At 71.2% G+C, this 14,760-nt stretch carries 13 protein-coding genes; 11 read left to right on the forward strand and 2 right to left on the reverse strand.

The genetic code is table 11. From position 1 onward, the window contains the following. The 11 genes from IF23_RS0100740 to metK all read left to right on the forward strand — a co-directional run bounded on the left by IF23_RS0100740 (position 1) and on the right by metK (position 12,736). Positions 1-1,287, forward strand: a complete 1,287-nt coding sequence (locus IF23_RS0100740; protein WP_030278584.1) for a dihydroorotase — start codon at positions 1-3, stop codon at positions 1,285-1,287. After that, positions 1,284-1,877, forward strand: coding sequence for a PH-like domain-containing protein (locus IF23_RS0100745; protein WP_030278586.1), 594 nt, complete (start codon positions 1,284-1,286; stop codon positions 1,875-1,877). Before IF23_RS0100740 ends, IF23_RS0100745 begins: the two co-directional genes overlap by 4 nt. Beyond that, positions 1,874-3,013, forward strand: coding sequence for a glutamine-hydrolyzing carbamoyl-phosphate synthase small subunit (gene carA / locus IF23_RS0100750; protein ID WP_030278588.1), 1,140 nt, complete (start codon positions 1,874-1,876; stop codon positions 3,011-3,013). Before IF23_RS0100745 ends, carA begins: the two co-directional genes overlap by 4 nt. Then, positions 3,006-6,314, forward strand: coding sequence for a carbamoyl-phosphate synthase large subunit (carB, locus tag IF23_RS0100755; RefSeq protein ID WP_030278590.1), 3,309 nt, complete (start codon positions 3,006-3,008; stop codon positions 6,312-6,314). Before carA ends, carB begins: the two co-directional genes overlap by 8 nt. Positions 6,315-6,399: 85 nt before the next feature. Further along, positions 6,400-7,506 carry a quinone-dependent dihydroorotate dehydrogenase gene (locus IF23_RS0100760; RefSeq protein WP_030278592.1) on the forward strand — a complete coding sequence of 369 codons (1,107 nt, stop codon included), beginning with the start codon at positions 6,400-6,402 and terminating at the stop codon, positions 7,504-7,506. Next, positions 7,503-8,363 (forward strand): orotidine-5'-phosphate decarboxylase, encoded by an 861-nt coding sequence (pyrF, locus tag IF23_RS0100765; RefSeq protein ID WP_030278593.1) that lies wholly within the window; start codon positions 7,503-7,505, stop codon positions 8,361-8,363. Before IF23_RS0100760 ends, pyrF begins: the two co-directional genes overlap by 4 nt. Before the next feature lie 198 nt (positions 8,364-8,561). Further along, positions 8,562-8,885 (forward strand): integration host factor, actinobacterial type, encoded by a 324-nt coding sequence (gene mihF / locus IF23_RS34565; protein WP_030278594.1) that lies wholly within the window; start codon positions 8,562-8,564, stop codon positions 8,883-8,885. Positions 8,886-8,923: 38 nt separating this feature from the next. After that, complete coding sequence (gmk, locus tag IF23_RS34570) at positions 8,924-9,541, forward strand: guanylate kinase (RefSeq protein WP_051739052.1); 618 nt, start codon at positions 8,924-8,926, stop codon at positions 9,539-9,541. A 74-nt stretch (positions 9,542-9,615) separates the two neighbouring features. Further along, positions 9,616-9,888, forward strand: coding sequence for a DNA-directed RNA polymerase subunit omega (gene rpoZ / locus IF23_RS0100780; protein ID WP_005319902.1), 273 nt, complete (start codon positions 9,616-9,618; stop codon positions 9,886-9,888). A 138-nt stretch (positions 9,889-10,026) separates the two neighbouring features. Then, positions 10,027-11,268 carry a bifunctional phosphopantothenoylcysteine decarboxylase/phosphopantothenate--cysteine ligase CoaBC gene (gene coaBC, locus IF23_RS0100785; RefSeq protein ID WP_037676955.1) on the forward strand — a complete coding sequence of 414 codons (1,242 nt, stop codon included), beginning with the start codon at positions 10,027-10,029 and terminating at the stop codon, positions 11,266-11,268. A 247-nt stretch (positions 11,269-11,515) separates the two neighbouring features. Then, on the forward strand, positions 11,516-12,736 hold the full coding sequence (gene metK / locus IF23_RS0100790; protein WP_030278597.1) for a methionine adenosyltransferase: 1,221 nt from the start codon (positions 11,516-11,518) through the stop codon (positions 12,734-12,736). A gap of 87 nt (positions 12,737-12,823) precedes the next feature. On the opposite strand, the gene IF23_RS0100795 is transcribed toward metK, so the two are convergent. Together IF23_RS0100795 and IF23_RS0100800 are read right to left on the reverse strand one after the other, a co-directional pair. Next, positions 12,824-14,284, reverse strand: coding sequence for an FAD/NAD(P)-binding protein (locus IF23_RS0100795; protein WP_030278598.1), 1,461 nt, complete (start codon positions 14,282-14,284; stop codon positions 12,824-12,826). A 24-nt stretch (positions 14,285-14,308) separates the two neighbouring features. Next, positions 14,309-14,758 carry a PPC domain-containing DNA-binding protein gene (locus tag IF23_RS0100800; protein WP_030278599.1) on the reverse strand — a complete coding sequence of 150 codons (450 nt, stop codon included), beginning with the start codon at positions 14,756-14,758 and terminating at the stop codon, positions 14,309-14,311. Positions 14,759-14,760: the final 2 nt, after the last annotated feature.

Below are 14,760 nucleotides of genomic sequence, written 5' to 3' on the forward strand. Positions count from 1 at the left end.
ATGAGCAAGACCCTGATCCGCGGGGCGAAGATCCTCGGTGGCGAGCCGCAGGACGTGCTGATCGACGGCGAGACCGTCGCCGAGATCGGTACGGGCCTGAGCGCCGACGGCGCCCGCGTCGTCGAGGCCGACGGCCAGATCCTGCTGCCGGGCCTCGTCGACCTCCACACCCATCTGCGCGAGCCGGGCCGCGAGGACTCCGAGACCGTGCTGACCGGTACCAAGGCGGCGGCGGCCGGTGGCTTCACCGCCGTCCACGCGATGGCCAACACCTTCCCCGTCGCCGACTCCGCGGGCGTCGTCGAGCAGGTCTGGCGGCTGGGCCAGGAGTCCGGCTACTGCGACGTCCAGCCGATCGGCGCCGTCACCGTCGGCCTGGAGGGCAAGAAGCTCGCCGAGCTGGGCGCGATGCACGAGTCCCGCGCCGGGGTGCGGGTCTTCTCCGACGACGGCAAGTGTGTCGACGACGCGGTCATCATGCGCCGCGCCCTGGAGTACGTGAAGGCGTTCGACGGTGTCGTCGCCCAGCACGCCCAGGAGCCGCGGCTCACCGAGGGCGCCCAGATGAACGAGGGCCTGGTCTCCGCGGAGCTGGGCCTGGGCGGCTGGCCCGCCGTCGCCGAGGAGTCGATCATCGCCCGCGATGTGCTGCTTGCCGCGCACGTCGGCTCCCGCGTCCACATCTGCCACCTCTCCACCGCGGGCAGCGTCGAGATCGTCCGCTGGGCCAAGTCCAAGGGCTGGAACGTCACCGCCGAGGTCACCCCGCACCACCTCCTCCTCACCGACGAGCTGGTCCGCAGCTACAACCCGGTCTACAAGGTCAACCCGCCGCTGCGCACCGAGGCCGATGTGCTGGCGCTGCGGGAGGCGCTCGCCGACGGCACCATCGACTGCGTCGCCACCGACCACGCCCCGCACCCGCACGAGGACAAGGACTGCGAGTGGGGCGCGGCGGCCATGGGCATGGTCGGCCTGGAGACCGCGCTCTCCGTCGTCCAGCAGACGATGGTCGACAGCGGGCTGCTGGACTGGGCGGGCGTCGCCGACCGGATGTCCTTCCGCCCGGCGCACATCGGCCGTCTCACCGGACACGGTCGCCCCGTCTCGGTCGGTGAGCCCGCCAACCTCACGCTGCACGATTCCGCTTACCGTGGAGTCGTGGACCCCGCGGGCTTCGCCTCCCGCAGCCGTAACACCCCCTACGAGGGCCGTGAGCTGCCGGGTCGCGTCACCCACACCTTCCTGCGGGGCCGGGCAACGGTCGTCGACGGGAAGCTGGCGTGACTCCTCAACTCCTCATCTCCGCAGCGGCACAGAAGTCCGCCGAGGTCACCGACTGGGCCGCGCGGATCGGCTGGGTCGTCGGACTCCTGCTGTTCATCGCGCTCGTCTACTGGCTGATGCGCCAGGGCTGGAAGTGGCGCGGCACGCTCCAGAACGGCCTGCCCGCGCTTCCGACCAGCCCTGATGACCCGGGCGAGGCCCTGCTGACCGCGTCCGGCCGCTACCACGGCTCGACCACCGCCGGGCAGTGGCTCGACCGGATCGTCGCCCAGGGCCTCGGCACCCGCAGCCGTGTCGAGCTGACCCTGACCGAGCAGGGGCTGGACGTCGTCCGCCCCGGCGCCACCGACTTCTTCGTCCCGGTGGACGCCCTGCGCGGCGCCCGCCTCGACAAGGGCATCGCCGGAAAGGTCCTCCCCGAGGGCGGTCTGCTGATCGTCACCTGGGTGCACGGCGACACGGAGATCGATTCCGGTTTCCGTTCCGACCGGGCCGCCGACCACCCCGCCTGGGTCGAGGCGATCAACCGCCTCAGCCCCCACCACACCACCAGCACCACCGAGCACAACGGAACGGAAGGCGCACGATGACGACCTCCACCAGGGGGACCAAAATCCCCGCCGTACTCGTCCTGGAGGACGGCCGCAGCTTCCGCGGTCGCGCCTACGGGGCCGTGGGGGAGACCTTCGGCGAAGCGGTGTTCTCCACCGGCATGACCGGCTACCAGGAGACGCTGACCGACCCCTCGTACCACCGCCAGGTCGTCGTCATGACCGCCCCGCACGTCGGCAACACCGGCGTCAACGACGAGGACGACGAGTCGCAGCGGATCTGGGTGGCGGGCTACGTCGTCCGCGACCCCGCCCGGGTGCCGTCCAACTGGCGGGCGAAGCGCTCCCTGGACGAGCAGCTCGTCGCCCAGGGTGTCGTCGGCATCAGCGGCATCGACACCCGCGCCCTCACCCGCCACCTGCGCGAGCGCGGTGCGATGCGGGTCGGCATCTTCTCCGGCGACGCGCTGCCCGACGAGGGCACCATGCTCGCCAAGGTCCGCCAGGCGCCCGAGATGGCCGGTGCCGACCTGAGCGTCCAGGTCGCCACCGAGGAGACGTACGTCGTCCCGGCGGTCGGCGAGAAGCGCTTCACGGTCGCCGCCGTCGACCTCGGCATCAAGGGCATGACCCCGCAGCGGATGGCCGAGCGCGGCATTGAGGTGCATGTGCTGCCCGCCACCGCCACCGCCGAGGACGTCTACGCGGTCGCCCCCGACGGCGTGTTCTTCTCCAACGGTCCGGGCGACCCGGCCACCGCCGACGGCCCCGTCGCGGTCATGCGGGAGGTCCTGAAGCGGAAGACGCCGCTCTTCGGTATCTGCTTCGGCAACCAGATCCTCGGCCGCGCCCTCGGCTTCGGCACCTTCAAGCTGAAGTACGGCCACCGCGGCATCAACCAGCCGGTCCAGGACCGTACGACGGGCAAGGTCGAGGTCACCGCGCACAACCACGGCTTCGCCGTCGACGCGCCGCTCGACCAGGTCTCCGACACGCCCTACGGCCGCGCCGAGGTCACCCACGTCTGCCTGAACGACAACGTCGTGGAGGGCCTGCACCTCCTCGACCAGCCGGCGTTCTCCGTCCAGTACCACCCCGAAGCCGCCGCGGGCCCGCACGACGCGGCGTACCTCTTCGACCGCTTCGTTACGCTCATGGAGGGCCAGCGTGCCTAAGCGCACCGATATCCAGTCCGTCCTGGTCATCGGCTCCGGCCCGATCGTGATCGGTCAGGCAGCCGAGTTCGACTACTCCGGCACCCAGGCGTGCCGGGTCCTCAAGTCCGAGGGCCTGCGCGTCATCCTCGTCAACTCCAACCCCGCCACGATCATGACGGACCCGGAGATCGCCGACGCCACCTACGTCGAGCCGATCACCCCGGAGTTCGTCGAGAAGATCATCGCGAAGGAGCGCCCGGACGCGCTGCTGCCGACCCTCGGCGGCCAGACGGCCCTCAACACCGCGATCTCCCTCCACGAGGCGGGCACCCTCGACACCTACGGCGTCGAGCTGATCGGCGCCAACGTCGAGGCGATCAACAAGGGCGAGGACCGCGACCTCTTCAAGGGCGTCGTCGAGGCGGTCAACCGCAAGATCGGCCACGGCGAGTCCGCGCGCTCGTACATCTGCCACTCCATGGAGGACGTCCTCCAGGGCGTCGACGAGCTGGGCGGCTACCCCGTCGTCGTCCGCCCCTCCTTCACCATGGGCGGCGCCGGTTCCGGCTTCGCCCACGACGAGGAGGAGCTGCGCCGCATCGCCGGTCAGGGCCTCACGCTCTCCCCGACCACCGAGGTGCTCCTGGAGGAGTCCATCCTCGGCTGGAAGGAGTACGAGCTGGAGCTGATGCGCGACAAGAACGACAACGTCGTGGTCGTCTGCTCCATCGAGAACTTCGACCCGATGGGCGTCCACACCGGCGACTCGATCACCGTCGCCCCGGCGATGACGCTGACCGACCGCGAGTACCAGATCCTGCGGGACATCGGCATCGCCGTGATCCGCGAGGTCGGCGTGGACACCGGCGGCTGCAACATCCAGTTCGCGGTCAACCCCGAGGACGGCCGGGTGATCGTCATCGAGATGAACCCGCGGGTCTCGCGCTCCTCGGCGCTCGCCTCCAAGGCCACCGGCTTCCCGATCGCGAAGATCGCCGCCCGTCTCGCCGTCGGCTACACCCTCGACGAGATCCCCAACGACATCACCGAGGAGACCCCGGCGTCCTTCGAGCCCACGCTCGACTACGTCGTCGTCAAGGTCCCCCGCTTCGCGTTCGAGAAGTTCCCCGCCGCGGACGCCACCCTCACCACCACCATGAAGTCGGTGGGCGAGGCCATGGCGCTGGGCCGCAACTTCACCGAGGCGCTCCAGAAGGCGCTGCGGTCGCTGGAGAAGAAGGGCAGCCAGTTCACCTTCACCGGTGAGCCGGGCGCCAAGGACGAGCTGCTGGTCAAGGCCCAGGTTCCGACCGACGGCCGGATCAACACCGTCATGCAGGCGATCCGCGCGGGCGCCACGCCCGAGGAGGTCTTCGACGCCACGAAGATCGACCCGTGGTTCGTCGACCAGCTCTTCCTGCTCAAGGAGGTCGCCGACGAGATCGCCGCCGCCGACCAGCTGGACGCCACCACCCTCGCCGAGGCGAAGCGGCACGGCTTCTCCGACGCCCAGCTCGCCGGCATCCGCGACCTGCGCGAGGACGTCGTCCGCGAGGTCCGCCACGCCCTCGGCATCCGCCCGGTCTACAAGACGGTCGACACCTGCGCCGCCGAGTTCGCCGCGAAGACCCCGTACTTCTACTCCTCCTACGACGAGGAGAGCGAGGTCGCCCCGCGCGAGAAGCCCGCGGTGATCATCCTGGGCTCCGGCCCGAACCGCATCGGCCAGGGCATCGAGTTCGACTACTCCTGCGTCCACGCCTCCTTCGCGCTCAGCGACGCGGGCTACGAGACCGTGATGGTCAACTGCAACCCGGAGACTGTCTCCACCGACTACGACACCTCCGACCGGCTCTACTTCGAGCCGCTCACCCTGGAGGACGTCCTGGAGATCGTCCACGCCGAGCAGCAGGCCGGACCGGTCGCCGGTGTCGTCGTCCAGCTCGGCGGCCAGACGCCGCTGGGCCTGGCGCAGGCGCTCAAGGACAACGGCGTGCCGATCGTCGGCACCTCCCCGGAGGCCATCGACCTCGCGGAGGAGCGCGGCGCGTTCGGCCGGGTCCTCTCCGAGGCGGGGCTGCCCGCCCCCAAGTACGGCACCGCCTTCTCCTTCGACGAGGCACGGACCATCGCCGCCGAGATCGGCTACCCGGTCATGGTCCGCCCCTCGTACGTGCTGGGCGGCCGCGGTATGGAGATCGTCTACGACGAGCCGTCGCTGGGCGAGTACCTCACCCGCCACGCCGGTCTCATCGACCAGCACCCGGTCCTCATCGACCGGTTCCTGGACGACGCCATCGAGATCGACGTCGACGCCCTCTACGACGGCACCGAGCTGTACCTCGGCGGCGTCATGGAGCACATCGAGGAGGCCGGAATCCACTCCGGCGACTCGGCCTGCGCCCTGCCGCCCATCACCCTCGGCGGCCACGACATCAAGCGGCTGCGCGCCTCCACCGAGGCCATCGCCAAGGGCGTCGGGGTCCGCGGACTGATCAACATCCAGTTCGCGATGGCCGGTGACATCCTCTACGTCCTGGAGGCCAACCCCCGCGCCTCGCGCACCGTGCCCTTCACCTCGAAGGCCACCGCGGTGCCGCTGGCGAAGGCCGCCGCCCGGATCTCCCTCGGCGCCACCGTCGCCGAGCTGCGGGCCGAGGGCATGCTGCCGAAGACCGGCGACGGCGGCACGCTGCCGCTGGACTCGCCGATCTCCGTCAAGGAAGCCGTCATGCCCTGGTCCCGCTTCCGGGACGCCTCCGGGCGCGGCGTGGACACCGTCCTCGGCCCGGAGATGCGCTCCACCGGCGAGGTCATGGGCATCGACTCGCTCTTCGGCACCGCCTACGCCAAGTCGCAGTCCGGCGCGTACGGCGCGCTGCCCACCAAGGGCCGGGCGTTCGTCTCCGTCGCCAACCGGGACAAGCGGGCGATGATCTTCCCCGCCCGGGAGCTGGTCGCCCACGGCTTCGAACTGCTCGCCACCTCCGGCACCGCCGAGGTGCTGCGCCGCAACGGCATCGCCGCCACCGTGGTCCGCAAGCACTCCGAGGGCGAGGGCCCGAACGGTGAGAAGACGATCGTCCAGCTGATCCACGACGGCGACGTCGACCTCATCGTCAACACCCCCTACGGGACCGGTGGCCGCCTCGACGGCTACGACATCCGCACCGCGGCGGTCTCCCGGGGCGTGCCCTGCCTGACCACCGTCCAGGCGCTCGCCGCCGCCGTCCAGGGCATCGAGGCGATGTCCCGCGGCGACATCGGGGTCCGCTCCCTCCAGGAGCACGCGGAGCATCTGACCGCCGCCCGCGACTGACGCCGGGCCCACGAGGGGGACACCGCACACCGGTGTCCCCCTCGTCATGACCGCCGCCGCTCCGGAGCCCCACGAGGACACCACCATGTACCGCACCTTCTTCCGCCTGATCTTCCAGCACATGGACCCCGAGAAGGCCCACCACCTGGCCTTCGGCTGGATCCGCCGCGCCGCCCGCACACCCGTCCTGCGGACCTTCGTGGCGGCGGCGCTCGCGCCCCGTTACCAGGAGCTGCGCACCGAGGCGCTCGGCCGCCGGATGCACGGCCCGTTCGGCCTCGCCGCCGGTTTCGACAAGAACGCCACCGCCATCGACGGCATGGCGATGCTCGGCTTCGACCACGTCGAGATCGGCACCGTCACCGCGCAGCCGCAGCCCGGCAACCCGAAGAAGCGCCTCTTCCGGCTCGTCCCGGACCGCGCGCTGATCAACCGCATGGGCTTCAACAACGACGGTTCGGCCGCCGTCGCGGACCGCCTCGCCGCCCGCACCCCGGTCTTCCGCACCACCCTCGGCGTCAACATCGGCAAGACCAAGGTGGTCCCCGAGGAGGAGGCGATCGGCGACTACGTCACCTCCACCGAACGCCTCGCCGCCCACGCCGACTACCTCGTCGTCAACGTCTCGTCCCCGAACACCCCGGGGCTGCGCAACCTCCAGGCGGTCGACCACCTCCGCCCGCTGCTGACCGCCGTCCGCGAGGCCGCCGACCGTACGGTCACCGACCGCCGGGTCCCGCTGCTGGTCAAGATCGCCCCGGACCTCGCCGACGCGGACATCGACGCGGTCGCCGACCTCGCCCTCGAACTGGGCCTGGACGGCATCATCGCCACCAACACCACCATCGCCCGCGACCCGGCCCTGAAGTCCGACCCGGCGCTGGTCAACGAGGTCGGCGGGCTCTCCGGCGCGCCCGTCGGGGACCGCTCCCTGGAGGTGCTGCGCCGCCTCTACGCCCGCGTCGGCGACCGCATCACCCTCGTCGGCGTCGGCGGCATCACCACCGCCGAGGACGCCTGGCAGCGCATCCTCGCCGGCGCCACCCTGATCCAGGGCTACAGCGCCTTCATCTACGAGGGTCCCTTCTGGTGCCGCGCGCTCCACAAGGGGCTCGCCGCCCGGCTGCGCAACAGCCCCTACGCCACCCTCGCCGACGCGGTCGGCGCCGAGCACAAGCAGGTGACCGCATGACCCAGGCACCCACCCCCTTCGGCGCGCGCCTGCGCCGCGCCATGGACGAGCGCGGCCCGCTCTGCGTCGGGATCGACCCGCACGCCTCCCTCCTCACCGACTGGGGGCTCAACGACGACGTCGCCGGGCTGGCCCGCTTCACCCGCACCGTCGTCGAGGCGCTCGGCGACCGCGTCGCGGTCCTCAAGCCGCAGTCCGCGTTCTTCGAGCGCTTCGGCTCCCGCGGGCTCGCCGTCCTGGAGACCGCCGTCGCCGAGGCGCGCGAGCGCGGTGCGCTCGTCCTGATGGACGCCAAGCGCGGCGACATCGGTTCCACCATGGCCGCCTACGCCGCCACCCACCTCGACCCGGCGTCGCCGCTCTTCTCGGACGCGGTCACGGTCAGCCCGTACCTCGGCTACGGCTCGCTCCGCCCGGCCCTGGACCTGGCCGCCACCCACGGCTGCGGCGTCTTCGCGCTCGCGCTGACCTCCAACCCGGAGGGCGCGGAGTTCCAGCGGGCGGTGCGCGAGGACGGCCGGAGCGTCGCCGCCACCGTCCTGGGCCACCTCGCCGAGGAGAACGCCACGGCCGAGGGCCTGGGCTCGTACGGCGCGGTCGTCGGGGCGACCCTCGGCGATCTCTCCGCCTTCGATCTGGCGATCAACGGTCCGCTGCTGGCGCCCGGCATCGGCGCCCAGGGCGCGACCCCCGCCGACCTGCCCACGGTCTTCGGGGACGCGGTCCGCAACGTGCTGCCGAGCGTCAGCCGGGGGGTGCTGCGGCACGGTCCGGACACCGGCGCGCTGCGGGACGCGGCGGCCCGGTGCGCCGACGAGGTGCGGGCGGCAATCGATCAGCAGGAGGCCCAGCGGTAGGTTTAGTCCGGATTTGTCCTGGTCAGCAGAGTCTGACCAGGACTTTTCGCTTGTTCTCGCTGACTCAAGCGCTGTCGGCCGCTAGTCTCCGACGAGAGCACCGCACGTAAGAGCGTTGCTCGTTGCTCCGCCCGTGCGGGGCGACTAGGTTCCACACCGGTCCGTATCCGACAGTTCTACATCCGAGGTGACGTAGGCGTGGCTCTTCCGCCCCTTACCCCTGAACAGCGCGCAGCTGCGCTTGAGAAGGCCGCCGCGGCTCGCCGGGAGCGCGCAGAGGTCAAGAATCGGCTCAAAAACTCCGGCGTCACCCTCCACGAGGTCATCGAGGCGGGCCAGGGCAACGAGGTCATCGGCAAGATGAAGGTCTCGGCGCTCCTCGAATCGCTGCCCGGCGTGGGCAAGGTCCGCGCCAAGCAGCTCATGGAGCGCCTGGGTATTTCCGAGAGCCGCCGCGTACGCGGTCTGGGCTCCAACCAGATCGCCGCTCTGGAGCGGGAGTTCAGCGGCTCGGCTTCCTGAGTTTTCCGGCACAGCCCGGAAGCTGGAATAATCGCTGCATGGCTGCAACATCCCGGGGGACGACCCCCGTGCCCCCGGACGCTCGTCCGCGACTGACCGTGCTCTCCGGCCCCTCGGGGGTCGGTAAGAGCACGGTCGTCGCCCATCTGCGCAAGGTGCACCCCGAGATCTGGCTCTCGGTTTCGGCGACGACCCGTAAGCCCCGTCCCGGAGAACAGCACGGCGTTCAGTACTTCTTCGTCGACGACGAGGAATTCGACAAGATGATCGCCAACGGTGAACTCCTGGAATGGGCGGAATTCGCGGGTAATCGCTACGGCACCCCGCGCCGCGCGGTGCTCGACCGGCTGGAGTCGGGCGAGCCCGTCCTGCTGGAAATCGATCTCCAGGGCGCCCGCCAGGTGCGCGAATCGATGGCGGAGGCGCAGCTCGTCTTTCTCGCCCCGCCGAGCTGGGACGAGCTGGTCCGCCGCCTCACCGGGCGCGGCACCGAGGCTCCCGACGTGATCGAATGCCGACTGGACGCCGCGCGTATCGAGCTGGCCGCGGAGAAGGAATTCGATGTGACGCTCGTCAACACCTCCGTCGAGGGCGTCAGCCGTGAGCTGCTAGCCTTGATGCTGCGGCGTAATGGGGACGGAAAGACCGCAGGCTGACACCGCGGATCTCCCCGACACCCGCCAGAGTTTTTGCTTCACCACCGGCTTCACACCCCTTCGGAAGGCAGAGAGTGTCCTCTTCCATCACCGCGCCCGAGGGCATCATCAACCCGCCGATTGATGAGCTCCTTGAGGCCACCGACTCGAAGTACAGCCTCGTGATCTACGCGGCGAAGCGTGCGCGTCAGATCAACGCGTACTACTCGCAGCTCGGCGAGGGTCTGCTCGAGTACGTCGGTCCGCTCGTCGACACCCACGTCCACGAGAAGCCCCTGTCGATCGCGCTCCGCGAGATCAACGCGGGTCTGCTGACCTCCGAGGCCATCGAGGGCCCCGCGCAGTAAGCACCGCACCACCACGAAGGGCCCGGCAGCGCGACTGCCGGGCCCTTGGTGTGTCATAGGGGCACACCCGCCGCGGGCGGACGGCGTCCGGCCGCCGCCACGGGGCGATCCGGACCTAGCTCGGGGAGCAGCGAAGCGATGGACAAGCAGGAGCGTGCGAAGCCCAGGGTCGTACTGGGCGTCAGCGGTGGCATCGCCGCGTACAAAGCCTGTGAGCTGCTGCGGCGGCTGACCGAGTCGGGGCACGACGTCCGGGTCGTGCCGACTGCCGCCAGTCTGAACTTCGTCGGCGAGGCCACCTGGTCGGCCCTCTCCGGCAACCCGGCCACCACCGAGGTGTGGGAGTCGGTCCACGAGGTCCCGCACGTCCGCATCGGGCAGGGCGCCGACCTCGTGGTGGTCGCGCCCGCCACCGCCGACATGCTGGCCAAGGCGGCCCACGGCATCGCCGACGACCTGCTGACCAACACCCTGCTCACCGCGCGCTGCCCGGTGGTCTTCGCGCCCGCGATGCACACCGAGATGTGGGAGAACCCCGCGACCCAGGAGAACGTCGCCACGCTGCGGCGCCGCGGCGCGCTGGTCATCGAGCCCGCGGTCGGCCGTCTCACTGGCGTCGACACCGGCAAGGGCCGCTTCCCGGACCCGGCCCAGATCTTCGAGCTGTGCCGCCGGGTGCTGGCCCGCGGCCCGCGGGCGGCCACCGCGGACCTGGCCGGGCGGCATGTCGTCGTCAGCGCGGGCGGCACCCGCGAGCCGCTGGACCCGGTCCGCTATCTGGGCAACCGCTCCTCGGGGCGGCAGGGCTACGCCCTCGCCGCGACGGCTGCCGCGCGCGGGGCGCGGGTCACGCTGGTCGCGGGCAACACCGAGCTGCCGGACCCGGCGGGCGTGGACGTCGTACGGATCGGCACCGCCGTCCAGCTCCGGGAGGCGGTGCTGGCGGCGGCGGGCGACGCCGACGCGGTCGTGATGGCGGCGGCGGTGGCCGATTTCCGGCCGTCGGAGTACGCCACCGGGAAGATCAAGAAGAAGGACGGGCAGGAGCCGGAACCGGTCACCCTGGTCCGCAATCCGGACATCCTCGCCGAGCTGTCCGCCGACCGGCCCAACCGCGGCCAGATTGTTGTCGGATTCGCCGCCGAGACCGACGACGTTCTCGCCAACGGCCGCACCAAACTCGCCCGCAAGGGCTGTGACCTGCTGGTCGTCAACGAGGTGGGGGAGCACAAGACCTTCGGGTCGGCCGAGAACGAGGCCGTGATCCTCGCCACGGACGGTTCCGAGACACCGGTGCCGCACGGACCGAAGGAAGCGCTGGCAGACACGGTGTGGGACCTCGTCGCGGGCCGGTTCGCGGCCACCGCCGACGGCTCCTGAGACGCCTGCCGCACCGGTCCCGTGGGCCCGCGGGACCGGTGCGGGCCCTCTTGACCAGCGGGGCCGTACGGCTGATCGTCCCTCTGTGGGCCGTGGTGTGCCAGGTCGCGACGGATCCACAAATCGAGACTGAGTGTCCGAACCTCGCACACGACCGATAAACTGGCCAGCGGATCGGGCCGAGCGCAGCTCTCGAGCCCCTCCGCCAAATGATCAGCCAGCAGCCGCTGCAACCCCAGGGAGCGATGTGTCCCGCCGCCTCTTCACCTCGGAGTCCGTCACCGAGGGCCACCCCGACAAGATCGCTGACCAGATCAGCGACACGATTCTCGACGCCCTCCTCAAGGAGGACCCCACCTCCCGGGTCGCCGTCGAGACGTTGATCACCACCGGCCTGGTCCATGTGGCCGGCGAGGTGACGACGAAGGCGTACGCCGACATCCCCAGCCTTGTGCGCAACAAGATCCTCGACATCGGCTACGACTCGTCGAAGAAGGGCTTCGACGGCGCCTCCTGCGGCGTCTCGGTCTCCATCGGCGCGCAGTCCGCGGACATCGCCCAGGGTGTCGACACGGCGTACGAGGCCCGCGTCGAGGGTGCCGCCGGTGACCAGGAAGACGAGCTGGACAAGCAGGGCGCGGGCGACCAGGGCCTGATGTTCGGCTTCGCGTGCGACGAGACGCCGGAGCTGCTCCCGCTGCCGATCTTCCTCGCGCACCGGCTCTCCCGCCGCCTGTCCGAGGTCCGCAAGAACGGCACCATCCCCTACCTGCGCCCCGACGGGAAGACCCAGGTCACCATCGAGTACGACGGTCACAAGGCCGTCCGCCTCGACACCGTCGTGGTCTCCTCGCAGCACGCCAGCGACATCGACCTCGACTCGCTGCTCGCACCCGACATCCGCGAGTTCGTCGTCGAGCACGTCCTCAAGGAGCTGGTCGAGGACGGCATCAAGCTGGACACCGACGGCTACCGCCTGCTGGTGAACCCGACCGGCCGCTTCGAGATCGGCGGCCCGATGGGTGACGCCGGGCTGACCGGCCGCAAGATCATCATCGACACCTACGGCGGCATGGCCCGCCACGGCGGTGGCGCGTTCTCCGGCAAGGACCCGTCGAAGGTCGACCGTTCCGCCGCGTACGCGATGCGCTGGGTGGCCAAGAACGTCGTCGCGGCCGGTCTCGCGGCCCGCTGCGAGGTCCAGGTGGCGTACGCCATCGGCAAGGCCGAGCCGGTCGGTCTCTTCGTCGAGACCTTCGGTACCGCCACGGTCGACACCGACAAGATCGAGCAGGCCATCGGCGAGGTCTTCGACCTCCGTCCGGCCGCGATCATCCGCGACCTCGACCTGCTCCGTCCGATCTACGCGGAGACCGCGGCGTACGGCCACTTCGGCCGCGCGGACGCCGACTTCACCTGGGAGCGCACCGACCGCGTCGACGCGCTCCGCAAGGCGGCGGGTCTCTAGAACCTCCCGTCCGGGGCGCCCCGGACACCGCAGCGGCCCCGCACCGGAATCTTCCGGTGCGGGGCCGTTCGGCGTGGGGACGCCCGCTCAGAGCGCGGTGGCGACCAGTTCGCGGGCGATCAGCTCCGCCCGGACGTTGATCATGTACATGGATCCGGCGTAGAAGAGATCGCCGGAGGTGAGGTCGCCCAGCGCGTACAGCCGCCCCGGGGACTGCCCGGCGGCCGGGCGCAGGGCGTTCGTCGCCGGGTCGATCAGCAGCCCGCCGTGCGGATTGCGGACCACCAGGCCCGCCTCCGCCAGCGAGCGCAGCAGCGGGGCGGCGCGCGGGCCGGTGGTGGCGAGCCCGGTGCGGGTGGCGTCGACCACGACGTCGGCGCGTCCGGCCCTGCCCTCGTGGACCACCTCGAAGCCGCCGCCCGCCCGGGCGCGGACCCCGGCCGTTCCGTGGCGGACCGTCAGCTGGCCGCTCTCCATCGCCGCCAGCAGCCGTCGGCCGGTCGGCGGCGGCATCGGGTTGTACAGCGGTTTGGCGAGCGGGTGGAAGCGGCGCAGGAACACCCGCTTCTCACGGTCGCCCCACGCCGTCCACACACTCTCGCGGACATCGCGCAGCGCCGTCGTGGCGATCGTCTGGTACGGATTGCCGTCCAGCCGGGCCAGTTCGGAGCGGAGCCGGTCGTGCGCCGGGCGGGGCGCGGTCTCGGCGGCCAGATCGGTGCCCGCCGCGGCCAGTTCGTCCCGGAGCAGCGCGAAGGTGTCGCGCAGCCCGAGCGAGCCGGAGCGCTCCAGTTGGCGGGATATCGCCTCCGGCGTCAGATGGGTGAGGGTGAACGGGCGGTGCCGGGCGCGGACGCCGGGCAGCAGACCGTGCCGTGAGGTCATCGTGATCCGGCCGCGGTGCCCCCGGTGCAGCAGCCCCAGCGCGACGTCCACGCCGGACAGCCCGGTGCCGAGGACCATGACATGGGCGTCCTCGGCGATCTCGGGCAGCACCGCGGAGAGCGGGTACGGGTCGGGGTGGAAGCCGGGGGCACCGGCCAGCCCGTAGGGGTCGGCCGGTGGTCCGCTGCCCGGGCAGAGCACCACCCGGTCGGCGTGGGTGAGGGAGGCGGCGCCGCGGATCATGACCTCCGCGGCGGACGCCTTGGCGACGGTGGCGAACTCCGGCACCACCGTCACCGTCCAGCCCCGGCGCCGGGCCTCGCGCAGACAGGCCGCCCAGTGGTCCACCAGATACTCGCCGTAGACCCGCCGCGGGACGTACGCGTCGGGCGGCAGGTTCGCCAACGGCGTTGCCGCGTACCGGGGTTGGCGGTGCAGCCAGCGCAGGAAGTGATCCCGCTCGGCGCACCGTACCGACATGAATCCGGCCTCGCGGTTGACCAGTGCGCAGTCCAGGTCGGGGCGGTAGGCGCGGCCGGTGGCCAGTTGCCGCGCCCCTTCGTGGACCGTGATGTCGAACGCGGCGTCTCTCCCGGCGTGGCGCAGCATGCTGTCGAGCAGGCTGACCGCCGCGGCGCCGCCGCCTATGACCGCCAGGCGCATGAGCGGGCTCCCTCCCGGAGCGTGCTATCGGTCCGTATCGGGTGCGATGACGGGCAGCCCCAGCGTGGTGTCGAGCCGCCGGGTGAGCGCGGTGGGGTACGCGGTGACGAACACCTCCAACGCGGGGTGGGCGACGGCCTGTTGGAGGTGGCCGCCGACCGTCGTGCCGTCGCGGCGGCCCAGCACCACATGGGCGTGGACGTGCGGGCGGCCGTCCTTCAGCGCGATGTTGCCGGTCAGGCCCAGCACCTCGGTGTGTTCCGTCACCGGGATCGGCACATGGGCCTTGGCGACCGGGTCGAAGAGGGACAGCCCGGCGGCGCGGAACGCGCCGATCCCGGTCAGGGAACCCGCGGTCACCTGCTGTTCGGCGGCGAACTTCTCCAGCGCGGGCACCACCTCGTCGCCCGCTTCCAGGACGACGGCGAACTGGCGGGTCGCCCTGGCGTCGTCGTGCAGCAGCCGGATGTGCATCG

Source organism: Streptomyces catenulae (assembly GCF_000718015.1).
GTDB lineage: Bacteria > Actinomycetota > Actinomycetes > Streptomycetales > Streptomycetaceae > Streptomyces > Streptomyces catenulae.

Coding starts and splice junctions, on each gene's coding strand:
- gmk (WP_051739052.1), top strand. CDS start 8,924: ATGGCTGCAACATCCCGGGGGACGACCCCCGTGCCCCCGGACGCTCGT.
- carA (WP_030278588.1), top strand. CDS start 1,874: ATGACGACCTCCACCAGGGGGACCAAAATCCCCGCCGTACTCGTCCTG.
- IF23_RS0100800 (WP_030278599.1), bottom strand. CDS start 14,758: ATGCACATCCGGCTGCTGCACGACGACGCCAGGGCGACCCGCCAGTTC.
- pyrF (WP_030278593.1), top strand. CDS start 7,503: ATGACCCAGGCACCCACCCCCTTCGGCGCGCGCCTGCGCCGCGCCATG.
- IF23_RS0100795 (WP_030278598.1), bottom strand. CDS start 14,284: ATGCGCCTGGCGGTCATAGGCGGCGGCGCCGCGGCGGTCAGCCTGCTC.
- coaBC (WP_037676955.1), top strand. CDS start 10,027: ATGGACAAGCAGGAGCGTGCGAAGCCCAGGGTCGTACTGGGCGTCAGC.
- IF23_RS0100740 (WP_030278584.1), top strand. CDS start 1: ATGAGCAAGACCCTGATCCGCGGGGCGAAGATCCTCGGTGGCGAGCCG.
- IF23_RS0100760 (WP_030278592.1), top strand. CDS start 6,400: ATGTACCGCACCTTCTTCCGCCTGATCTTCCAGCACATGGACCCCGAG.